Below are 22,456 nucleotides of genomic sequence, written 5' to 3'. Positions count from 1 at the left end.
GGATGACGCACATGACGACCAAACTCAATCATCTGCCGGGTAGCGCGCGCCATCGGTCGCGCCGCTGGATCCTCGGCGTCACGATGGCCTTCGCGGGTGCCTTCACGGGTAGCGCCATGGCGGCCAACACGCTGCAGAACGTCAGCTACGACGCCCACCCGGGCGGCCGCATCGAACTGACCCTGGCGTTCTCGGAGCGGGCACCGGATCCGAAGGTCTTCACGACCAGCAATCCGCCGCGCATCGCCATCGATCTTCCCGATACCACCAACGCGTTCAGCACCCGTCATCTGGACATCGGTAAGGGCGCCACCTCGGGCGTGTCGATCGTCTCCGCCGGCGCGCGCACCCGGGTTACCGTGGAATTGTTCCGCGACTCCGCCTACAAGACGCGCGTCGATGGCAAGAACCTGGTGGTGACCGTGAACAACGGTCCGACCGGCGCCACGACCACGACGGCCATCGTGTCCGACCCGACCAAGGCCCTGCCGTCGAGTGCGGGCGCACCGCTGAACAACATCGACTTCCGTCGCGGTCCGAACGGCGAAGGCCGCGTGCTGGTGACCCTCGGCAGCGCCGCCTCCACGCCGGAGATGCAGCGCGAAGGCGACCACGTGGTGGTCAGCCTGCCGGGCGCCACGCTCCCGACGAAATTGAACCAGCGACTGGACGTGCTCGACTTCGCCACGCCGGTGCAGTCGATCGAGCCCAGCTCGCGCCCCGGCGGCGCCCGGCTGGACATCCGCACCAAGGGCAACGTCGAGGTGTCGGCCTACCAGAACGGTATCGAATACGTCGTCGAGGTCGCGCCGAAGAAGTCCGCCACGCCAACGGGCAAGGTCGCCAAGGGTCAGGAACCGACGTATTCGGGTTCCCGCCTGACCTTCAATTTCCAGGACATCCCAGTCCGCTCCGCGCTGCAACTGATCGCAGACGAGGCGAAGCTGAACTTGGTGGCCTCCGACAGCGTCGGCGGCAGCGTGACGCTGCGTCTCGTCAACACGCCGTGGGACCAGGCGCTGGACGTCATCCTGCGCGCCAAGGGCTTGGACAAGCGCCGTAGCGGCAACGTCGTCTGGATCGCGCCGCAGGCCGAACTCGCCACCTACGAACAGAGCCTCGCCGACGCGCGCCAGAAGGCCGAGGACTCCGCTGAACTCGTCTCCGATTACATTCCCATCAGCTACGGCAAGGCGGAAGACATCGCGAAGCTGCTCACCCAGGGCAGCCTGCAGGGCGGCGGCGGTTCGGGTGGCAATACCACCCGCGGCTTCCTCTCCCCGCGCGGCAGCGTGTCGTTCGACGACCGCACCAACACGCTGCTCATCAACGACACGCCGGACAAGATCCGCGACCTGCGCGAGCTGATCGGCACCCTCGATCGCCCGGTGCAGCAGGTGCTGATCGAATCTCGCATCGTGGTGGCCACCGACCAGTTCACGCGCCAGCTCGGCGTCCGTTGGGGCGCGCAGGCGTTCAACCACAACAATGCCAACCAGATCGTGGGCACGACGCCCGACCTCAGCAGCGGCGGCAGCGGCACGACCGGCGGCGGCACGGGCGGCTTGGTCACCAGCGTCCGCAACAGCGACGTCACCTACAACAACGCGGTCAACCAGTACCTCGCCAACGGTGGGACCGGCACGATTCCCACGCGGACCCCGTATACCTTGCCCGGTGGCTACAACGTCAACCTGCCGGTGTCGAACCCGGCCGGCAGCATCGGCCTGGCGATCCTGGGCGCGAACTACCTCGTCGACCTGGAGCTGTCCGCGGCACAGACCGAGGGCCGCAGCGAAGTGATCTCCAGCCCCCGCGTCATCACGGCCAACCAGCAGGAAGCCGTCATCAAGCAGGGTACCCAGATCGGCTACGTGACCTACCAGGCCTCCGGTTCCGGCGGCGGTGCGCAGAACGCCACCGTGCAGTTCAAGGACGCCGTGCTGGAGCTGCGCGTGACCCCGACGATCACGGCCGACAGCCGCGTTTACCTGAAGATCAACGTCAAGAAGGACGCCCTCGCCGGCAACACGCCTTCGCCGGGCGGCGGTTTCGTCCCGTCGATCGACACCCGTGAGATCAACACGTCCGTGCTCGTCGACAATGGCCAGACGGTCGTCCTCGGCGGCATCTACGAGATCACGAAGAGCAACACGACCGACAAGGTGCCGGGCCTGGGCGACATCCCGGGCATCGGCGTGTTGTTCCGCCGTACCAACCGGGGCAACAACAAGGCGGAGCTGCTGATCTTCGTCACGCCGCGCATCCTGAGCGATACCTTGCAGTAAGGACGCCGCCCACGGAGCCCACGGAACGCCCGCGGCAACGCGGGCGTTCTCGTTTTCGGGAGAGGGACTGACCTTCGGCCCTAAACTTATCGGCCGCGCTGTGGTCTTATCGGGCCTTCGTCTTGCCCTGGATTTCCTCGATGTCCGCCACGCCGATCGCCGCCAGCCCTCTCCAGGACGCTTTCGTCCGCCTGCGCGAGGACCTGTCCCGGAGCATCATCGGCCAGCCGCACCTGGTCGAATGCCTGCTCATCGCGCTGCTCGCCGACGGCCATTTATTGGTGGAAGGCGCCCCGGGGCTGGCCAAGACCACGGCGATCAAGGCGCTCGCCACGCGGGTCGAGGCCGATTTCCACCGCATCCAGTTCACGCCGGACCTGCTCCCGGCCGATCTCACTGGCACGGACATCTTCCGGCCGCAGACCGGCAGCTTCGAATTCGAGCGCGGTCCGCTGTTCCACAACATCGTGCTCGCCGACGAAATCAACCGTGCCCCGGCCAAGGTGCAGTCCGCGCTGCTGGAGGCCATGGCCGAGCGGCAAATCACGATCGGGCGCCGCACCTGGCCGCTGCCGGACCTCTTCATGGTGATGGCCACGCAGAACCCCATCGAGCAGGAGGGCACGTTCGCCCTGCCGGAGGCGCAGCTGGATCGCTTCCTCATGCACGTGACCATCGGTTATCCGGACGCGGACGCGGAGTTGGCGATCCTCCGGCTCGCCCGCGAACAGGCCCGGGAGGCGCTGCATCCGGCGCCGCCGCCGGCGCACCGCCTGCGGCCCGCGGACGTCTTCGCCGCACGCGACGCGGTGTTGGCCGTGCACATGGCCGAGCCGCTGGAGCTCTACATCACCCAACTCGTGGTGGCTTCGCGCGAGGCCGGTCGCTACGGGCAGGAATTGGCACGCTGGATCGCCTGGGGGGCCAGCCCGCGCGCCACCATCGCGCTCGATCGCTGCGCGCGGGCCCACGCGTGGCTCGCCGGGCGTGACTACGTGGTGCCGGAAGACATCCATGCCATCGCGCACGAAGTACTCCGCCACCGGGTGCTGCCGAGTTACGAAGCCGAAGCCGAAGGCGTTCGCATCGACGCGGTGATTGCCCGCTTGCTGGACCTCGTCCCGCTGCCGTGACCGCCGTTGCTCCCATGGCCGATGGGCGCGTCCACGTGTCGCTCCCCGAGTTGATCGCGCTCCGCTCGCGCGTGGCCCGTGCGCCCGCGCCGCCGGTGGCCTCGCGCGTGCAGCGGAGCGGGCAACGGCCCAGCCGCCTGCACGGCCGCGGCATGGACTACGCCGAGTCGCGTGTGTATCAGGCCGGCGACGACGTGCGTCGCATGGACTGGCGACTCACGGCTCGTAGCGGCGTGGCGCACACGAAGCTGTTCCAGGAAGAAAGGGAAGGGCGACTGCTCATCCTGCTCGACACCAACGCGAGCATGCGTTTCGGCACGCGTACACGGTTCAAATCCGTGCAGGCCGCGCGCGCGGCCGCGATGGCCGCGTGGTACGCGGTGCGCGGCGCCGACCGCGTCGGCGTGCTGGCCTTCGGCGGGCAGCGCCACCTCCTTCGTCCGCAGGGTGGGCCCCGGGGCGCGCTTGCCGTCGCGGGCGCCCTCGCTGCCTGGGACGCACTGCCGCCGGGCGAGGACGAAACCCTGTCGGCCGCGCTGCAACGGGCGGGACGGCTCATGCATGGCGCCTCGCGTGTCCTGGTCGTCAGTGATGGTTTCGCGGTCGATCCCGCAACGCGGGGGCGCATGCTCGGACTCGTCGCCAAGGCGGAAGTCGCCGTGCTGACGGTGGCCGACCCGCTGGAGCTGTCCGAGCCCCCGGCGGGTCGTTATCCCTTCGCCCATCGCGGCGTGCATTACGACGTGGTACTGCACGGCGAGCGCCAGCGCGCGGAGTTTGCGCGCGGTCTCGGCGCGGGCCACCGCCACCTCGACGAACTCTGCGACGGCCTCGGTCTGCGTCATCGCACGCTGGATACCAGTGCCGATCCGCTCGACGCCATCGTGGCCTTGCTCGGCACGACGAGGGCACGCTGATGCCCGTGAACGGCCCGGAACTGCGTGACATCCACGTACCACAGATCTCCATGTGGTGGCCGCTGGCGCCTGGCTGGTGGCTGCTCCTCGCGTTGCTGGTCGCCGGCATCGCCGTGCTCACCGTCATCCTGCGTCGGCGGGCGGCGTGGCGTCGTTACGTCGACGCATCGCTCGCGGAGTTGCGCGAAGCCTCGGTGCGGCATGCGGAGAAGGGCGATGCGCTTGCCTTCGCGGCCGTGGCGAGCCAGCTGGTTCGCCGCGTCGCACGCACACGCGATCCGCACAGCGTCACCCTGGCAGGTGCTGCATGGCGCGATGCGCTGGCGGCGATGACGCCCGACTTCGATGTCGCGGCACTTGCCGCGCTCGACGAGGCGAAGTATCGCCGCGACACCGATATCGACGTGGTCACCACCGCGCGTACCGTCGAGGCTTGGGTGCGCGCGGCGATGCGCAGGAGGCCTTCGCATGTCCCTGCCTGACTTCGCCTGGCCGTGGATGTTCCTCGCGTTGCCGTTGCCCTGGGTGCTGCGCCACGTGTTGCGTCCGCTGAAACCGGCGCAGGCGTTGAACTTGCCGCAACCCGGCATCGCACTCGTCCAGTCGTCGCTGACGAAAGCACCGTTCGCCGCGACGCTGCTGCTGGCACTGGCCTGGTTCTGTCTCGTCGCAGCGGCCGCGCGTCCGCAGCGTCTCGGCCCGCCCGAACCGCAGCAGCGCAGCGGTCGCGCCTTGATGATGGCCGTCGACCTCTCCGGCAGCATGTCGCTGGACGACATGCAATTGGCTGGGCGGCCGGTGACGCGCTTCGCCGCCGTCGAAGCGATCGCCGGCGACTTCATCGACCGTCGCGCGGGCGACGAACTGGGCCTGATCCTGTTCGGTTCGCAGGCCTATCTCGTCACGCCGCTGACGTACGACCTCGACGCCGTGCGCGCCCAGTTGCATGGCGCGGTCGTCGGACTGCCCGGGCGAGAGACCGCGATCGGCGACGCGCTGGCGGTCGCCGTAAAGCGTCTGGCCGACATGCCGGAAGCGGCGCGCGTCGTCGTGCTGCTGACCGATGGCGTGAACAATGCCGGCTCGATCGCGCCGCGTGAAGCGGCGCGCGCGGCAAAGGCGGCGGGTGTCCGCGTCTACACCATCGGTGTTGGCGCGAATGCCATGCGTGTGCCGGATTTCTTCGGCAGCCGCGTGGTGAATCCCTCGGCCGATCTCGACGTCGGCATGCTTACCGACATCGCCAACCAGACCGGGGGCCGTTTCTTCCGCGCCACGGACACCGACGAGCTCGCCAAGGCCTATCGTGCCATCGACGAGCTCGAGCCCGTGCCGCAACAGGGAGCGGCGCTGCGCCCCCACTTCGATCTGTTCCGCTGGCCGCTGCTGCTGGCGCTCGCCCTTTTCGGTGTCGCCGTGCTGCCGCGCTACGTTGGCGGGAGGGCCGCCGCATGAAGGCGTGGTTCGCCGCGTTCCACTTCCTGGAGCCCCGCTGGCTCTGGCTATTGCTGCTCGTACCGGTGCTCGCGTGGCTCGTGGCACGGCGCAAGGCCGGCGAGCGCATGCTCGCGCGCCTCGCCGATCCCGCCTTGCTTCCCTACCTGCTCGATGGCACGCCATCAGGCTCACGGGCACCCGTCGTGGCGTTCGTCGTCGCGGCCCTGCTGGCCATAGTCGCGCTCGCCGGCCCCACGTGGGACAGGCAGTCGCAGCCGTTGTTCGCCGAGCGCGCGGCGCAAGTCGTGGTCGTGTCCATGTCGCCGCACATGCTTTCGCACGACGTCGTTCCCGACCGGCTGAGCCGTGCACGGTACAAGGTGCGCGAGCTGTATGCGGCAAACCGCGACGGCATGAACGCGCTGGTCGCCTATACGGGCGAAGCCTTCACCGTCGCGCCGCTCACCACCGATGCGCACAGCGTCGACGACCTCCTCACCGCGCTGGCGCCGGACACCATGCCGGTCGACGGTGACGACCCCGGGAAGGCCATCGACCTTGCCGCCGACCTCATCCGTCGCGCCGACCTGCGCGGCGGGTCCATCGTGCTGGTCACGGATCGCGCGGACGCCCCCGCGGTCGCCGCGGCGCAACGTGCACGCGCGGCAGGCGACCGTGTATCGGTGCTCGGTATCGGTAGCGAGCGCGGCGGCCCGATCGCTTCGGAGGACGGCGGATTCCTGAAGGACGCTCGCGGCGATGTCGTGATGGCGCCCCGCGATGACGCGTCGTTGGCCGCCGTGGCCTCGGCTGGCGGCGGCCGTTTCGTCGCGGCCGCGAACGATGCGTCGGATGTCGATGCCTTGACTGGGCTGGTGCATGGCGAGGGTGACGGGAAAGCGGTGGAAGGCGCCGCGTCCGGCCAATGGCAAGACCGAGGGCCATGGTTGCTGTTGCCCTTGCTGCCGATTGTGGCGCTGGCGTTCCGGCGCGGCTGGTTGCTGATACTCGCACTGGCCCTGTTGCCGCTCTCGCCGGCGCGCGCCGACGGCCTCGCCGATCTGTTCCGCACGCGTGACCAGCAGGCGGCGCGTGCCCTGGCGGAGGGCGATGCGCAACGTGCGCAAGCGTTGGCGAAGGGAGCCGCATTGCGCGGTGCCGCCGCCTATCGTGCCGGCGATTACGCCGCGGCGGAGAAGGCCCTGGCGCAGCGTGGCGACAGCGACTCGCAGTACAACCTAGGCAATGCGTTGGCGAAACAGCAGCGCTACGACGAGGCCATTGCGGCCTACGATCGCGCACTGAAGGTAGATCCACGGAATGCCGACGCCGTGGCCAATCGCAAGGCGGTCGCCGATTTCCTGAAGAAACAGCAGGAAGACAAACAGAAGCAGCAGGACAAGAAGGGCGACAAGGGCCAGCAGGACAACGCATCGAAGGGCCAGTCCGGCGACAAGGACCAGCAGCAAGGGCAGCAGGACGGCAAGGACGGAAAGCAAGGCGACAGCGGCCGGCAGTCCGGTGCCGATGGCAATGAAAACGGCGAACAGCAGGGCGCTCGCGACAAGGCGGGTGAAGGCGAGGGCGACGATCGCGGCAAGGACAACGGCAAGGCGCAGGCCCCGCAGGGCGACGCGGCGGCGAAGTCGGCCGCCGAGCGCGCGCAGGCGCAACAGGCGCAGGAGGCGTTGAAGCAAAAGATGGACGAGGCACTCGCCGGAAAGGGTGAAAAGAACGATGGCGACAAGGCGCACGATCTCGGTGCCGTGTCCGGGGACGATCCCTCGTCGAAACTCCCGGCCGACGTGCAACGCGCGCTGATGCGCGTCCCCGACGACCCGGGTGGCCTGTTGCGGAGGAAGTTCATGCTCGAATACCAACGCCGCCATGGCGCGGAGCCGGAAGAATGAGAATGCGCGGGATCGTGCTCTGCATCGTGCTGGGATGCCTGCCCTTGCTGGCTTGGGCGCAGGACGCCGCGCCCGTCGCCTCGCTCGACCGTAGCAAGGTCGGCGTGGGAGAAACGGTGACGTTGAACATCGAGATCGGCGACCAGACCACGGACTCGCCCGACCTCTCGCCGCTGACGCCCGACTTCGTCGTCCTCGGTACGTCCACGAACCACACGCTGAGCATCGTCGACGGCAAGCGCGCGTCGCGGACGATCCTCGGTATCGCGCTGCGCCCACGCCGCGAAGGCCATCTCACCGTGCCCGCCCTGACGATCGGTGGGCAACAGACGCAGCCGGTGTCGCTCGACGTGGTCGCTTCCAGCGACACGGGCGGTGCCTCGGCGGATCGTCCCATCGTGCTCGAAGGCAAGGCCGAGCCGATGCAGGCGTATGTGGGGCAACAGATCGATTACACGCTGCGGCTGTACTTCGCGGTGAACCTCGCCGACGGACAGCTGGGCGATCCTTCGGCGGAGGGCGCCGAAGTGCGGCGCATCGGGCAGGACGCCAACTACCAGACCATGCGGGGCGGCCGCCGCTTCAACGTGGTGGAGCGGCATTACGCGATCTTCCCGCAGCATGCGGGCACGCTCGACATCCAGCCGCCGACGTTCCAGGGCACGGCCGTGGACCCGACCGACGCGAACTCGTTCTTCGGCGCGGGCGAGCCGGTCAACGCGGTCGCCGGGAAGCTGCGCATCGAGGTGCGCCCGCGTCCGGCGTCCGCGACGGACGGTGCGTGGATCCCTGCCCGGGACCTCAAGCTCTCGCTCGACGGCCTTCCCGCGGATGGCAAGGCCCGCGTCGGCCAGCCCATCACCCTTACCATGCGCCTGTCCGCGACGGGGATGCCGTTCGAGGCGCTGCCTGCGCTTTCGCTGCCCAAGCTCGACGGCGCGGATGTCTATCCTGACAAGGCCGTCACCGGTGGCGGCAACAGCGGGTCCTGGGTCACGGGGCGTCGCCAGCAGGGCTTCGCCGTCGTGCCGACGCGTACGGGTACGCTGCATATTCCCGAGACCACGCTGCATTGGTGGAACGTGGTCTCGGATAAGGCCGAAGTGGCGACGGTGCCGGCGCACGACATCGAGGTCGCCGCGGCGAATACGGCTGCACCTGCGTCGACCGCGGCCTCCGCCGCCGGGCAGGCGCCAGCCGATGCCACCTCCGCGCCGACCTCGACGGCGCCGGCTTCGGCGGTACCGTCCTTGGCGCCCGCCGATGCGCGGTGGCGCTGGCTGTTCTTCGGCGTGCTTTTGTTGTGGTTGCTGACCCTGGGCGCATGGTTCGTCGTCACCCGGCGGCGAAAGCACCGGGCGCAGACGCCCGCGGTCGCGCCCAACGCGCCAACGCGTGAGCGTCCGGCGCACGACCAGTTCCTCAAGGCCACCGCGGGGACCGATCCCGCGTTCATGGAGCGCAGCCTGCTTCAGTGGGCACGGACGGTCCGTCCCGCTGTCCGCTCGCTGGGGGAACTGGCTTCCTCGCTGCGTGAAGGCCGGCAACCCGAGGCGATCGTTGCGTTGCAACGGGCACGATTCGCGGACGGCGAGGCGCCGGGCGCATTGCTTCGCGCAGCCTTCGCCAAGGGTTTCGAGTGGAAGTCGGCACCGTCCGCCAAGGCCACCGAGGGCGTGCCACCCCTCTACCCGCGATGACCTTTACATGAGGCCCTCGTAGATGCGCGTCATCGCGCTGCCGAAAGTGCAGAAAACGACCCGTTCCGGTCGCCATGGGGCGGCACTCATCGTACCGACGGCGACCGCCGCCGCCGCATCCGGCGGGTAGCCGTAGACCCCGGCGCTGATCGCGGGAAAGGCGATCGATTCGACACCCTTCTCACGAGCGAGTTTGAGGCAATTCGTATAGCACGCGGCGAGGAGGTCCGGCTCGCCATGGTGCCCGCCCTGCCAGACCGGGCCGACGGTGTGGATCACCCAGCGCGCAGGCAGGTCGAAACCAGGGGTGACGCGTGCCTCACCCGTCGGACAGCGGACATTCCTGCGCACTTCCGGCAGGCCGCGGCAAGCGGCCAGCAGGGCCGGTCCGGCCGCGCGATGGATGGCGCCGTCGACGCCGCCGCCACCCAGGAGCGATTCGTTCGCGGCGTTCACGATCGCATCGACGCGGAGCGTGGTGATATCCGCTTCGAGCACTTGGAAATTCATAGGAAAACTCCTTGTGACGGCCACGCGGCATTTGGCTAGGATGGTCCCGACATACCAGCGATCCACCGAAGGCCATGGCCGAACTCAAAGTCGAAGATATCTCGTTCGCATACCTCATCAACGACGTGACCTTGCTCTTCCGCAAGCACTTCGATCGACGGGCCGTGCGGTTCGGACTGACGCGTGCCCAATGGCGCGCCCTCAAAGCGCTCCACCGCCGGCCCGGCATGCGCCAGAACGAACTGGCGGAGCAGCTCGACATGGAGCCCATCGCCGTGGGCCGCGTGATCGATCGCTTGCAGACGGCAGGGTTCGTCGAGCGCCGTGCCGACCCGAAGGACCGCCGGGCCTGGCGCCTGCACGATACCGACCAGGCGCGCGGGATCATCGACGACATGGAGGAGATCGCCCGTGGCTTGCGTCGGGACGCCACCCAGGGCATCTCGACGGGCGACCTGCAGACCATGCTTGCCGTGCTGGACCGCATGAAGGAAAACCTCCAGGGGCTGGACGGGCCCGTCGAGGAAAGCTGAACCCCAGTCAACCGATCGCCGGCATGCGCGTTAGCTTCTACGGATAACCGTCCCTGAAACCAGCCCGCGCCTCCCCAGCGTGGCGACCGAACCCCAAGGATTCGGCCGGAGCCCCACATGCAGCGATCCCCCGGGAAGAAACTCCTCCTTATCGTCGGCCTCCTGGCTGTCGTGGCTGTCGTTTTCGGCCTGTGGCGGCATGAGGCGGGCGGCAAGGCGACGCGTGCACCCGGCAAAGCCCAGGACGCGGGCGTGCCCGTGACCACGGCCGTGGCGACGCGCGGTGAGATCGACCTGTCGCTCAAGGTGATCGGGAGGGCCGAAGCCTATTCCACGGTGAATGTCCGTTCCCGCGTCGACGGCCAACTGGAAACACTGGCCTTCACGCCCGGTACCCACGTGAAGAAAGGCGACCTGCTCGCCAAGGTCGATCCGCGTCCACTCCAGGCCGCGTACGACGAAGCCATGGGCAACGTCGCGCGCGACCAGGCGCAGCTGGCGAAGGCCGAGGCCGACCAGGCGCGCTACCAGAACATGCTCGGCAAAGGCTTCGTGAGCCGGGCCGACTTCGACCTCTACAAGGCCAACCTCGGCGTGGCTCGCGCGGCCCTGGAAAGCGACCGAGCCGCCGCGCGCGCGGCGAAGACCCAACTGGACTTCACCACCATCGTCGCGCCCTTCGACGGCGTGACCGGCGCGCCGCTCGCCTATCCGGGCGCCACGCTCAGCGCGGACACGACCGACATTGTGGTGCTCAACGAGATCGATCCGATCCGGGTGGCCTTCTCCATTCCCGAAGACAGCCTCTCGGCCGTGCGCAACAGCCTGCGCCGTGGGCCCGTCCCCGTGCAGGCGAAGATTCCCGGCGACGATGGCGGTCCGCTGAAGGGCGAGCTGGAATTCATCGACAACGCGGTGGACGCCACCACGGGCACGATCGTCCTCAAGGGCCGCTTCGCCAACGCCGACGGCCGCCTGACGCCGGGCCAGTTCGCGGAGGTGACGCTGCCGACGACACGACTTTCCGATGCGATCAGCATTCCCGTCGTCGCCCTGCAAAGCTCGACCGCCGGAACCTTCGTCTTCGTGGTGAAGGCGGACGGCACGGTCGAGCAGCGCACGGTAAGCACCGGTGCGACCACCGCGAACCGCGTGGTCGTGGATAAGGGCCTGCAGGCCGGCGAGCGCGTCGTCACCGAAGGCCAGATGCTGCTCGTCGACGGCGCCCGCGTGCGCATCGACAAGGGCTGAGGGCGCGCCCATGAACCTGCCGGAACTCTGCATCCGTCGGCCCGTGATGACCACGCTGCTGATGGCGGCGCTGGTGATCTTCGGCATCGCGGCGTACCCGAAACTGCCGGTCAACGAGCTGCCGAACGTCGACTTCCCGACCATCAACATCAGTGCCAGTCTCCCAGGCGCCTCGCCGGAGACGATGGCCTCGTCGGTCGCCACGCCGCTGGAAGCGCAGCTGTCGACCATCGCCGGCATCGACTCGATGACCTCGTCCAGCTCGCTGGGCTCGACGGCCATCACCGTCACCTTCGCCCTCGACCGCAGCATCGACGGTGCCGCGCAGGACGTGCAGGCGGCCATCTCCGCCGCGACGCGCCAGTTGCCCCGCGAGATGCCCACGCCGCCGACGTATCGCAAGGTGAATCCGGCCGACGCACCGATCCTCTACCTCACCATGCAGTCGTCGACGCTGCCGCTCTCCACCGTGGACGACTTCGCGGAGACGGAACTGGCCCAGCGCCTGTCGATGGTCGACGGCGTGGCCCAGGTGAACGTCTACGGCTCGCAGAAATACGCCGTGCGCATCGCCGTCGATCCCGACCGGCTGGCCGCCACGGGCATCGGCGTGGACAAGATGCGCGACGCCATCGCCGCCGCCAACGTGAACAAGGCCACCGGGTCGCTCAACGGCCAGCGGCAGCTGCTCTCGATCCGCTCGGACGGCCAGTTGATGCGCGCTGCGGATTACGGTCAGGTGGTCGTCGCGTATCGCAATGGGGCACCCGTTCGGCTCTCCGACATCGCCACGCCGCGCGATAGCGTGCAGGACGACCAGAAGGCGAGCTGGTTCAACGGCGGGCGTTCCATCACCCTGGCCATCCAGCGCCAGCCGGGCGCCAATACGGTCGAGACGGTCGACAACATCCTCGCCTTGCTGCCGGGGTTCACGCAGACGCTGCCCCCGTCGGTGAAGCTCAACGTCATGTACGACCGTTCCGAGTCGATCCGGGAATCGGTGCACGACGTCCAGTTCACCTTGTTGCTCGCCGGCGTCCTCGTTGTGCTGGTGATCTACCTGTTCCTGGGCAATGCGTCGGCCACGCTCATTCCCGCCGTGGCGTTGCCCATCTCGGTGCTCGGCACCTTCGGTGCCATGTTCGCCCTCGGCTACAGTCTCGATAACCTATCGCTGCTGGCGCTGACGCTCGCCGTCGGCTTCGTCGTCGACGACGCCATCGTGATGCTGGAAAACATCATGCGCCATATCGAGGCGGGCGAGGCGCCGTTCGACGCGGCCGTGAAGGGCGCGGGGGAGATCGGTTTCACGATCTTCTCGATGACGCTGTCACTCGTCGCGGTGTTCATCCCGGTGATGTTCATGGGCGGCATCGTCGGCCGCCTGTTCCACGAGTTCGCCGTGGTCATCAGCGTGTCGATCCTGATCTCCGGTTTCGTTTCGATCACCCTGACGCCGATGCTGTGCAGCCGCTTCGTCAAGGCGCATGCCCACGACAAGCGTAGTTTTGTCGTGGCCTGGTTCGATCGCGGATTCGGCGCCGTGACGCGCGGCTATACGCAATCGCTCGGCTGGGGCATGCGACACCCGCGCACCGTCCTCGGCGTCTTCGCGCTCAGCCTCGTCGCCACGGGCGTCTTGTTCGTCATCACGCCGAAGGACTTCATTCCCGCCGGGGACAGCGGCCAGTTGCGTGTGACCACGGAAGGCCCGACCGATATTTCCTTCGCCGCGATGTCGGCCCGGCAGCAGGCGCTGGCCGATATCGCGAGGAAGGACCCGAACATCGAGGCCGTCATGTCGAGCGTGGGTGCGGGTGGCGCGCGTTCGACCGTGAACAACGGATCGCTGCTGCTGCGCCTCAAGCCGCGCGACGAGCGCGGGCACACGACGCCGGACGAGATCATCCAGTCGCTGCGGCGGGAATTCGCCGAGGTGCCGGGCATCCGCACCTATATCCAGAACCCGCCGGCGATCCAGGTCGGCGGTCGTCAGTCCAAGGCGCAATACCAGTACACGGTGCAGTCCACCGACCTGCAGGCGCTGTACGACTGGTCGGGCAGGCTCGTCACCGCGTTCCAGAAGCTGCCCGGTTTCCAGGACGTCACCACCGACCTCGATCTCAACAGTCCCTCCGTGGTGGTCACCGTCAACCGTGACAAGCTCGCGCCCCTGGGCCTCACCATGGACCAGGTGCAGACGGCGCTCGGCACGGCGTTCGGTGAGAACCAGATTTCCACGATCTATGGGGCGGCCACGCAGTATTGGGTGATCCTGCAGGTCGAGCGGCGCATGCAGGACGATCCTGCGGTGCTGTCGCGGCTCTATGTCACGTCCGACAGCGGCAAGCTCATACCGTTGAACACGGTCGCCAGTTTTCAACGCAAGCCGCAGGTGCTCACGGTGAACCACCAGGGCCAGCTACCCGCTGTCACGGTGTCGTTCAACCTTGCTCCCGGCGTGTCACTCAGTGATGCGGTGGCAAGCATCGACCGCGCTACGACCGAGATGAAGCTGCCGCCGACGCTGAGCGGCAGCGTGCAAGGCACGGCGCAGGCCTTCCAGGATTCCGTCAAGGGCATGGGCCTGCTCCTGCTGCTGGCCGTCTTCGTGATCTACCTCGTGCTCGGCATCCTCTACGAGAGCTTCATCCATCCGTTGACGATCCTTTCCGGCTTGCCGGCCGCGGCGGTGGGAGCGCTATTTACGCTTGTCGTCTTCAACGCGTCGCTCGACCTCTTCGCGTTCGTCGGCATCATCATGCTCGTCGGCATCGTGAAGAAGAACGCGATCATGATGATCGACTTCGCGCTGGAGCGTCAGCGCGAGGAAGGCATGGCACCGTTCGACGCGATCTTCGAAGCCTGTCGCGTGCGTTTTCGTCCGATCATGATGACGTCGATGGCGGCCTTCGCGGGCACGTTGCCGATCGCGCTCGGCATTGGCGCGGGCGCGGAAACCCGGCGCCCCCTGGGCCTTGCCGTGGTGGGTGGCCTGGTGGTGTCGCAGATCCTGACGCTCTACCTCACGCCGGTGATCTATCTCTACATGAACCGCCTGCAGGACAGGCTGGCCCCGGCGAAGAAGCTCGAGACCAACCCGGCACATTGAGCGCCAGCGTTCCGTCGACGGCCGTCATGCTGCGATGACATTGCTTCTCGCCTGGTGGGAGCCGACCCTGTCGGCGATGGGAGCTTGCGCAAGCCTTGCCATCGCCGACAGGGTCGGCTCCCACCAAGCCTCCCCCGTTTCTCGGGAGGCGCGATCAGTCGTGCGCGCCGTCGTTCGCGAAGGCACCGGGCGCCGAGCCGAAATCGCCGTTAGCCTGCGCGGCCATGTACGCGAACGTGGCATATACCGCCACGTTCTGCGCCAGCGCCTTCGGGTCGATCTTGTCGAGCGTGTCGTTGGCGTTGTGGTGGTAGTCGAAGTAGTCCGTGCCGTCCTGGGTGAGCGACAGCGCGGCCATGCCCTTCGCGTGCATCTGCGAGAGGTCGGAGCCACCGCCGCCGGGCTTCGTCGCGTCGTAGGCGACGCCGATCGGCGCGATCACTTTCGCGATCTGTTCGATCGCGCCGCGCGCTTCCGGCTTCACGCTAGCGGTCATGCGCCAGATGCGACCCGCGCCGAAATCGGACTCCGTGCCGAGCTGGAACGTGGAGACCTCCTTCGCATGCGCTTCGGCGTAGGCGCGGCCACCCCACAGGCCCATCTCCTCGTTCGCGAAGGCGATGACGCGGATGGTGCGGTCCGGCCGCTGCGGCATGTCCTTGATCAGCTTCGCGGCGGCGGCGGCGATCGCCACGCCGGCGCCATCGTCGATCGCGCCGGTGCCGAGGTCCCACGAATCGAGGTGGCCGCCGATGGCGACGACCTGGTCGGGATGCTTCGCGCCGGTTACTTCCGCGATGACGTTGCTGCCTTCGTACATGCCGGTGACGCCGACGTCGAGGTCCAGCTTCAGCGTGACGGGCTTGCCTTCCTTCAGGATGCGCTCGAGCTGGTCGGCGTCCGGCAGCGACAGCGCCGCGGCGGGGATGGCCTCCTTGGGATCCTGGAAGCCGGTGACGCCCGTATGCGGCGTGCGGCTGTGCGGGTCGGTGCCGGCCGAGCGCAGCAGGTAGGCGGCCGCACCCAACTTCGCGGCGATCACGGCACCGGCGGTACGCGTGGTGGAGCCCTCGCGGTAGTCGTGGCCGTCCTTCTGCTGGTGCATGTGCGTGCTGACGTAGACGATCTTGCCCTTGATCTTCGCCGGGTCCGCCTTCTTCAGCGCGTCGAGGTCATCGAAGCCGATCACTTCCGCGCTGAGTCCACCCTTGGGCGTGCCTGCCGAATAACCGAGCGCGGTCAGCGCCAGCGGCTGGGGATACGGCGCGACGATCTCGGCGTGCTCGCTGCGGCGCTCCCAGAGCGGGTAGCTCACCTTCTCGGTGTAGACCTTGTCGAAGCCCATGGCCTTGAACTTGGCCACGGTCCAGGCGACGCCGCGCGCATCGGCGGGGCTGCCGGCCAGTCGCGGGCCCACTTCCGTGGTCAGGCCTTCGACGAATTCGTACCCGGTGTTGTCCTTCATCGCGCGGTCGCGCAGCTGCGTGGCCGCGGCGACCGCCTTGTCCGGAATCGTGGTGGCCTTGTCGGCGGCATGGGCGGAAAAGGCGAGCGCAAGGCACGCGGCGAGCGCGTGCAGACGGAACGTGTGGCGCATGTATGACCCCCGGGGACGGAAAGACCGATTATTGCGCCGGGGCAAAAGCGGCAAGTAGGCCGGAAGTCATGGGGGTGGCGGCGAGTGGCCGCCATCCACGTTTACGGTGTGCGGTTCTGCTGCTTCAACAGGTCGCGGATTTCGGTCAGCAAGGCCACGTCCGCCGGCGGTGCCGCCGGTTTCTCCTCTTCGCGGTGGGTGAGCCGATTGATGGCCTTCACGACGAGGAAGATGGCGAAGGCAACGATGGCGAACTGGATCAGCACGTTGATGAAGACGCCGTACTGCACCGCGACTTCCGCCGTCTTGGTGGCGGGGTCGCCGGGCTTGAGTACCCACTTCCAGTCGGAGAAGTCGATGCCGCCGATGGCCCAGCCGAGCGGCGGCATGATGATGTTGTCGACCAGCGACGTGACGATCTTGCCGAACGCGGCGCCGATCACGACACCGACGGCGAGGTCGACCACGTTACCGCGCAGCGCGAATTTCTTGAATTCCGCGATGAAGCTCATCGGCCCTTCTCCTCATGGCATGGCAGCGAACGATGGAAGCTAACGATCCTTATGTCGGCACGTCGCGAAGTCAGGCCACGCGCCCCTCGAGCGTGGCGATGCCTTCGAGCGTGGCGCGGAAGCGGTCACCCCGCTGTAGCGCAGCCACGCCCGCCGGCGTGCCGGTGTACACGATATCACCCGCCTTCAGTTCGAACAGGCGCGACAACGCACTGAGGATTTCCGGCACGTCCAGCACCATGTCGGCAAGCGTGGCCTGCTGGCGCACTTCGCCGTTGACCTCGAGTGCGATACGGGTTGCTGCCGTCGGCACGGCTTCGCTGGCCGGCACCAGGGCCGAAACGGGTGCGGAATGGTCGAATGCCTTGGCCACGTCCCAGGGTGCGCCCTTGGCCTTCGCCTGCGCCTGCAGGTCCCGGCGGGTGAGGTCCAGGCCCACGCCGTAGCCCCAGACGATCTTCGCGGCGTCCTCGACGGAGAGGTTCGAGCCACCGGCACCCAGGGCGACAACCATCTCCACCTCGTGGTGCAGGTCGGTGGTGGCGGTCGGGTAGGGGACATCGGCGCCATCGGTCACGATGGCATCGGCCGGCTTGGTGAAGAACATCGGGTTCGCTTTGTCCACCGAGGCGCCCATTTCACGAGCGTGATCGGCGTAATTGCGCCCGATGCAGAAGACACGGCGGACCGGAAAGCGCTCGCTGCGCCCCATGACGGGGATGCTCGGCTGGGCCGGCGAAGGGATGACGGTATTCATCCGCCAAGCGTATCAGGTGACACCTGTCACGGCAGATGACTGATGGCTAAAAGTGGTGCACGGTCCGCGCGGGCCGCATGATCTTGCTGCGGCAGTCGCATGGGGAATAGGGAAGATGAATTCGAACACCGAGCTGCTCCGGCAGCTGAAGATCGACAAGTCGCACAAGGAAGGACACGGGGGTGGGGGAGGTTCCGGCGGACGCACCGCGCTGATCGCGGCGGCCCTGCTGGTGGTCGTCCTGATCGTGGCGGGTGGTGCGTGGGCCTTCCTGGCCCGGCGTCCCGTCGAAGTCCGCACCGCCACGGCCGTCGCCCCCAGTGCCGCCAGCGAGGCGGGTGCGGTCCTGCAAGCCACCGGTTACGTCACGGCCCGGCGCCAGGCCACGGTGTCGGCGCAGATCACCGGCAGCCTGGTCGAGGTCCTCATCGAGGAAGGAGACCGGGTGAAGAAAGGCCAGGTGCTGGCGCGGCTCGAAGACAACGCGCTCCGGGCCAGCCTGGATTCGGCGCGCGCCAACGCGGCGGCGGCGCATGCGAACGTCATGCAGAGCGAAGCGCAGCTCCAACAGGCGCGCCGCGACGCGGACCGGCAGGAAGCGCTGGTCGGCCGCGGCCTGGTCTCCCGCCAGCTCGCCGAGCAGACGCGCACGCAGGCGAACACGCTGCGTGCGCAACTCAACACGGCGCGCCGCCAGGCCGATGCCGCCGACGCCCAGGTGGGTGTCGGGCAGGTCAACCTCGAATACACGGTGGTCCGTGCGCCCTTCGACGGCGTGATCACCGATAAGGCGGCGCAGGTGGGTGAGATCGTCTCGCCGCTCTCGGCCGGTGGCGGCTTCACCCGTACCGGCGTGGGCACCATCGTGGACATGGACTCGCTGGAGATCGATGTCGACGTCAACGAGGCCTATATCGGTCGCGTGCAGCCGGACATGCCCGCCGAAGCCGTCCTCCATGCGTATCCCGAGTGGCGTATCCCTGCGCACGTCATCGCCATCGTGCCCGCCGCCGATCGTGGCAAGGCCACGGTGAAGGTCCGTGTGGCGCTGGAGCAAAAGGATGCCCGCATTGTTCCCGACATGGGTGTGCGCGTGTCCTTCCTCGATCGGCGCGCGCCCACCCAGACAAGCGCGCCAAAGGGCGTCATGGTCCCCGCGGCGGCCGTTGTGCGTCGTGACGATCGCGACATCGTCTACACCGTCGCCGACGGCAAGGCCGCGCGACGCCCTGTCACCGCGGCGAAACAGGCCAACGGCGACCTGCGCCTCGTCACCGACGGCGTTGCCGCCGGCGACACCGTGATCGTTTCGCCACCCGACGACCTTGCCGACGGCACCGCCGTCCGCACCGCCACCACGACGCCCTGACAACGCACGGAGACATAGCAATGGCCACCTTGATCGACATCCAGGATCTTTCGAAGGTCTACGAGCGCGGACGGCAGAAGGTCGAAGTGCTGCACGGCGTCGACCTCAAGATCGAGGAAGGCGACTTCCTCGCGCTGATGGGCCCGTCGGGCTCCGGCAAGACCACCTTGCTGAACCTCATCGGCGGCCTCGACACACCCTCCGGCGGCAGCATTACGGTAGGTGGCGACCGCATTGACCAACTCGGCGCCGGTGCGCTGGCGAAATGGCGCGCCGCGCACGTCGGCTTCGTGTTCCAGTTCTACAACCTCATGCCGATGCTCAGCGCCCAGCGCAACGTCGAGCTGCCGTTGCTGCTGACGAAGCTCTCCGGAGCGCAGCGCAAGCAGAACGCGTCGATCGCGTTGCAACTGGTGGGTCTTGCCGACCGCGCCTCGCACAAACCGTCGGAACTGTCGGGCGGGCAGCAGCAGCGAGTGGCGATCGCCCGCGCGATCGTCTCCGATCCGACGCTGCTGGTCTGCGACGAACCGACCGGCGACCTCGACCGCCAGTCGGCAGAGGAAATCCTCGGCCTGTTGCGCGAACTCAATCGCGAACACGGCAAGACGATCGTGATGGTGACCCACGATCCCAAGGCCGCGGAATACGCCAACCACACGCTGCACCTCGACAAGGGCACCCTCGTCGAGCAGACCGCGGCCTGACCCGGAGGATGCCGGCATGAAATACCTGCACCTCATCTGGGCCGCGCTGTTCCGGCGCAAGGCACGCACGTTCTTCACCCTCGTGTCGATCCTCGCCGCCTTCCTGCTGTTCGGCATGCTCGACGCCACCCGCGCCGCGTTCTCTTCGGGAGGTAGCGTGATCGGCGTCGACCGCCTCCTGACGGCGTCCCGCTATTCCATCATCCAGTCGCTTCCCGCGAGTCTCTCGACGCGCATGCAGGCGGTGCCGGGCGTCAAGGCCGTGGGCTACGCCAACTGGTTCGGCGGCATCTACCAGGATCCGAAGAACTTCGTGCTCAGCTTCGCGGTAAGCGACAACTACCTCGACATCTACCACGAGATCATCCTGCCGCCCGAGCAACGCAAGGCGTTCGAGAACACCCGCACGGGCGCGATCGTGGGCGAGGCGTTGGCGAAGCGCTTCGGCTGGAAGGTTGGCGACAAGATTCCGCTGCAGTCGACGATCTTCCCGCAGCGCAATGGCGACAAGACCTGGCCCTTCGACCTCGTCGGCATCTACACGCCGGCGAAGGGCGCGGCGAACGGCACCGACCAGCAGTTCTTCTTCCACCACAAGTATTTCGAGGACGCCAACGCCTTTCAAAGCGTGGGCACCACCGTGGGCTGGTATGTCGTGCAGCTGACCTCCGCCGACAAGGCGGACGCGGTGGCGAAGGCGATCGACGCGCTGTCGGCCAACTCCGACCACGAGACCAAGACGCAGACCGAGCAGGCGTTCAACGCCTCCTTTGCGAAGCAGCTGGGCAATATCGGCCTCATCGTCTCGGCCATCATGGGTGCCGTGTTCTTCACCCTGATCCTGCTCACGGGAAACACCATGGCGCAGGCGGTGCGCGAGCGAACCAGCGAACTGGCCGTGCTGAAAACCATCGGCTTTTCCAGTCGCAGCGTCCTCGGGATGGTGCTCGCGGAAGGCGTGCTCCTGCTCCTGCTGGGTGGCGTGCTCGGGCTGGCGCTCGCGGGCGTTATCGTGCCGATCGTCGCCAAGGGCAGTGGCGGCATGCTCAACCTGCCACCCATCGGCATGCAGACCTGGATCCTGGGCATCGTGCTGATGCTGGTCATCGGTGCGCTCGTCGGTGCGTTGCCCGCCATCCGCGCCATGCGCCTGAACATCGTCGACGCGCTCGCCGGTCGCTGAGGAGACATACGATGAAATTCGCGAAGAAGTTCGGCGCCCGTCTGCTCACCCTGCTGATCGTGGCGATCTTCCTGGCCATCTGGATCGTGTTGCCGTGGCCCGGCATCGTCGCCCTCGCCGTCGTGCTGGCCCTCTGGATGGCGTTCACGCGGCGTGGGCGGCAAACATGGGAGGTCACGAAGGTCGGCCTCGCGACGGTCACGCAACGGCTGGGGTCCTCATCGGTGGTCGTCGTCGGCATCGCCGGCGTCGTGGGCGTGCTGGTGGCGATGCTCGCCATGAGTGAAGGCTTCGCCGACACGCTGCGATCCACCGGCAACGATCACACGGCCATCGTGCTGCGCGGCGGCTCGCAGGCGGAGCTCAATTCCATCCTCGACCGCGACAGTGCCAACGTCGTGATCCAGGCGCCGGGCGTGAAGAAGGATGCACAGGGCAAGCCGATCGCGTCGGGCGAACTGGTGGTCGTGGCCAACCTGCCGCGCAAGGGCGATCCGAACAGCGATTCGAACGTGCCTATCCGTGGTGTGAGCGAGGACGTATGGTCGCTGCGCGACCAGGTGAAGATCGTCGAGGGACGCAGGTTCAAGCCTGGCTTGCGCGAGCTGATCGTCGGCACGGGTGCGAAAGCGCAGTTCGAGGGCCTCGACGTCGGCAAGAGCATCCGCCTGGCGGGCCAGACGTGGACGGTGGTCGGCGCGTTCGCCTCGAACGACGCGCTCGAGTCGGAACTGTGGGGCGACACGCAAAGCGTCGCCTCGGCCTATCGTCGCGGCAGCAGCGTGCAGTCGGTGACGGTACTGCTCGATTCGCCCAAGGCATTCGACACGTTCAAGGCCAGCCTCGCCGCGGACCCGCGCCTGAAGGTGGACGTGACGACCACGCGCGAATACTTCGGCAAGCAGTCCGAAGGGCTGACCAAGGTGCTGCGCGCGGTGGGCATCACCGTCGGCATCATCATGGCGATCGGTGCCGTGTTCGGTGCGCTCAACACGATGTTCGCAGCCATCCAGGCCCGTGCGCGCGAGATCGCCACGTTGCGCGCGATCGGCTTCCGCGGCGTGCCCGTGGTGGTGTCGGTGATGCTCGAGACGATGTTGCTTGCGCTATTGGGAGGCATCATAGGCGCAGGCATCGTGTGGATCGTCTTCAACGGCTACACCGCTTCCACACTGGGCGCGAACTTCAGTCAGGTGGTCTTCCGCTTCCACGTGAGCGCAGCGTTGCTATGGACCGGCATCAAGTGGGCGCTCGCCATCGGTTTCATCGGCGGATTGTTCCCCGCACTGCGTGCGGCGCGGGTGCCGGTGACGACGGCACTGCGGGAGTTGTGATCGCAGGGTCGTCACCGCTCCGGATCGCCACCGCATCCCGGCGCGGTGGCGACCCGAACATGCGCGCATACTCGCGGCTGAACTGGGAAGGGCTTTCGTATCCGACGCGGTAGGCCGCGGTTTCAGCATTGGCTTGCCCCGCCACGAGCAGATGCCGCGCTTCCAGCAGCCGCAACCGTTTCTGGTACTGCAGTGGCGTCATCGAC

Annotated in this window: 19 protein-coding genes; 14 read left to right on the top strand and 5 right to left on the bottom strand. The window is 67.5% G+C overall.

Annotated elements, in window-relative coordinates:
• Window positions 1-11 precede the first annotated feature (11 nt).
• The 7 genes from pilQ to ACQKIE_RS14215 all read left to right on the top strand — a co-directional run bounded on the left by pilQ (window position 12) and on the right by ACQKIE_RS14215 (window position 9,385).
• Entirely contained in the window at window positions 12-2,288 is a 2,277-nt protein-coding gene (gene pilQ / locus ACQKIE_RS14245) for a type IV pilus secretin PilQ (RefSeq protein WP_427460191.1), read from the top strand.
• A 140-nt stretch (window positions 2,289-2,428) separates the two neighbouring features.
• Entirely contained in the window at window positions 2,429-3,421 is a 993-nt protein-coding gene (locus ACQKIE_RS14240; RefSeq protein ID WP_427460189.1) for an AAA family ATPase, read from the top strand.
• Window positions 3,422-3,435: 14 nt separating this feature from the next.
• Window positions 3,436-4,338, top strand: a complete 903-nt coding sequence (locus ACQKIE_RS14235) for a DUF58 domain-containing protein (RefSeq protein WP_427460187.1) — start codon at window positions 3,436-3,438, stop codon at window positions 4,336-4,338.
• A complete protein-coding gene (locus tag ACQKIE_RS14230) occupies window positions 4,338-4,820 on the top strand; it encodes a DUF4381 domain-containing protein (RefSeq protein WP_427460185.1) in 483 nt (160 codons plus the stop codon). The genes ACQKIE_RS14235 and ACQKIE_RS14230 overlap by 1 nt, the downstream gene beginning before the upstream one ends.
• On the top strand, window positions 4,813-5,793 hold the full coding sequence (locus ACQKIE_RS14225) for a VWA domain-containing protein (RefSeq protein ID WP_427460501.1): 981 nt from the start codon (window positions 4,813-4,815) through the stop codon (window positions 5,791-5,793). The genes ACQKIE_RS14230 and ACQKIE_RS14225 overlap by 8 nt, the downstream gene beginning before the upstream one ends.
• On the top strand, window positions 5,790-7,685 hold the full coding sequence (locus ACQKIE_RS14220) for a tetratricopeptide repeat protein (RefSeq protein ID WP_427460183.1): 1,896 nt from the start codon (window positions 5,790-5,792) through the stop codon (window positions 7,683-7,685). The genes ACQKIE_RS14225 and ACQKIE_RS14220 overlap by 4 nt, the downstream gene beginning before the upstream one ends.
• Entirely contained in the window at window positions 7,682-9,385 is a 1,704-nt protein-coding gene (locus ACQKIE_RS14215; RefSeq protein WP_427460181.1) for a BatD family protein, read from the top strand. The genes ACQKIE_RS14220 and ACQKIE_RS14215 overlap by 4 nt, the downstream gene beginning before the upstream one ends.
• 3 nt (window positions 9,386-9,388) lie before the next feature.
• On the opposite strand, the gene ACQKIE_RS14210 is transcribed toward ACQKIE_RS14215, so the two are convergent.
• Complete coding sequence (locus ACQKIE_RS14210; RefSeq protein WP_427460179.1) at window positions 9,389-9,895, bottom strand: O-acetyl-ADP-ribose deacetylase; 507 nt, start codon at window positions 9,893-9,895, stop codon at window positions 9,389-9,391.
• A gap of 74 nt (window positions 9,896-9,969) precedes the next feature.
• Here ACQKIE_RS14210 and ACQKIE_RS14205 point away from each other — a divergent pair, with 74 nt between their 5' ends.
• The 3 genes from ACQKIE_RS14205 to ACQKIE_RS14195 all read left to right on the top strand — a co-directional run bounded on the left by ACQKIE_RS14205 (window position 9,970) and on the right by ACQKIE_RS14195 (window position 14,791).
• Window positions 9,970-10,428: a MarR family winged helix-turn-helix transcriptional regulator gene (locus ACQKIE_RS14205; RefSeq protein ID WP_427460177.1), complete on the top strand. Its 459-nt coding sequence runs from the start codon at window positions 9,970-9,972 to the stop codon at window positions 10,426-10,428.
• Between the two features lie 117 nt (window positions 10,429-10,545).
• The gene (locus ACQKIE_RS14200; protein WP_427460175.1) at window positions 10,546-11,679 is read left to right on the top strand and encodes an efflux RND transporter periplasmic adaptor subunit; all 1,134 of its coding nucleotides are present in this window, start codon (window positions 10,546-10,548) and stop codon (window positions 11,677-11,679) included.
• Between the two features lie 10 nt (window positions 11,680-11,689).
• Window positions 11,690-14,791, top strand: a complete 3,102-nt coding sequence (locus ACQKIE_RS14195) for an efflux RND transporter permease subunit (protein ID WP_427460173.1) — start codon at window positions 11,690-11,692, stop codon at window positions 14,789-14,791.
• A 154-nt stretch (window positions 14,792-14,945) separates the two neighbouring features.
• Here the strand turns inward: ACQKIE_RS14195 and ACQKIE_RS14190 are convergent, their stop codons facing one another.
• From ACQKIE_RS14190 to ACQKIE_RS14180, 3 genes are all read right to left on the bottom strand, one after another.
• Entirely contained in the window at window positions 14,946-16,388 is a 1,443-nt protein-coding gene (locus tag ACQKIE_RS14190; protein ID WP_427460171.1) for a M20/M25/M40 family metallo-hydrolase, read from the bottom strand.
• 101 nt (window positions 16,389-16,489) lie between these two features.
• A complete protein-coding gene (gene mscL / locus ACQKIE_RS14185) occupies window positions 16,490-16,900 on the bottom strand; it encodes a large-conductance mechanosensitive channel protein MscL (protein WP_427460169.1) in 411 nt (136 codons plus the stop codon).
• A 70-nt stretch (window positions 16,901-16,970) separates the two neighbouring features.
• Complete coding sequence (locus ACQKIE_RS14180; protein ID WP_427460167.1) at window positions 16,971-17,657, bottom strand: fumarylacetoacetate hydrolase family protein; 687 nt, start codon at window positions 17,655-17,657, stop codon at window positions 16,971-16,973.
• Window positions 17,658-17,772: 115 nt separating this feature from the next.
• On the opposite strand from ACQKIE_RS14180, the gene ACQKIE_RS14175 reads away from it, so the two are divergent.
• From ACQKIE_RS14175 to ACQKIE_RS14160, 4 genes are read left to right on the top strand one after another with little or no spacing between them, the layout of a single operon-like run.
• Window positions 17,773-19,026, top strand: coding sequence for an efflux RND transporter periplasmic adaptor subunit (locus ACQKIE_RS14175; RefSeq protein ID WP_427460165.1), 1,254 nt, complete (start codon window positions 17,773-17,775; stop codon window positions 19,024-19,026).
• A gap of 20 nt (window positions 19,027-19,046) precedes the next feature.
• A complete protein-coding gene (locus ACQKIE_RS14170) occupies window positions 19,047-19,733 on the top strand; it encodes an ABC transporter ATP-binding protein (protein ID WP_427460163.1) in 687 nt (228 codons plus the stop codon).
• A 16-nt stretch (window positions 19,734-19,749) separates the two neighbouring features.
• Complete coding sequence (locus tag ACQKIE_RS14165; RefSeq protein WP_427460161.1) at window positions 19,750-20,916, top strand: ABC transporter permease; 1,167 nt, start codon at window positions 19,750-19,752, stop codon at window positions 20,914-20,916.
• An 11-nt stretch (window positions 20,917-20,927) separates the two neighbouring features.
• Window positions 20,928-22,250, top strand: a complete 1,323-nt coding sequence (locus tag ACQKIE_RS14160; RefSeq protein ID WP_427460160.1) for an ABC transporter permease — start codon at window positions 20,928-20,930, stop codon at window positions 22,248-22,250.
• Here the strand turns inward: ACQKIE_RS14160 and ACQKIE_RS14155 are convergent.
• Window positions 22,180-22,452 (bottom strand): helix-turn-helix domain-containing protein, encoded by a 273-nt coding sequence (locus ACQKIE_RS14155; protein WP_427460158.1) that lies wholly within the window; start codon window positions 22,450-22,452, stop codon window positions 22,180-22,182. The two genes, ACQKIE_RS14160 and ACQKIE_RS14155, sit on opposite strands and share 71 nt — an antisense overlap.
• Window positions 22,453-22,456: the final 4 nt, after the last annotated feature.

The organism is Luteibacter sp. NPDC031894, assembly GCF_050273135.1.
Lineage (GTDB): Bacteria > Pseudomonadota > Gammaproteobacteria > Xanthomonadales > Rhodanobacteraceae > Luteibacter.
The sequence above is the reverse complement of the archived record's forward strand: the minus strand, read 5'-3'. Positions and strand labels throughout refer to the sequence as shown.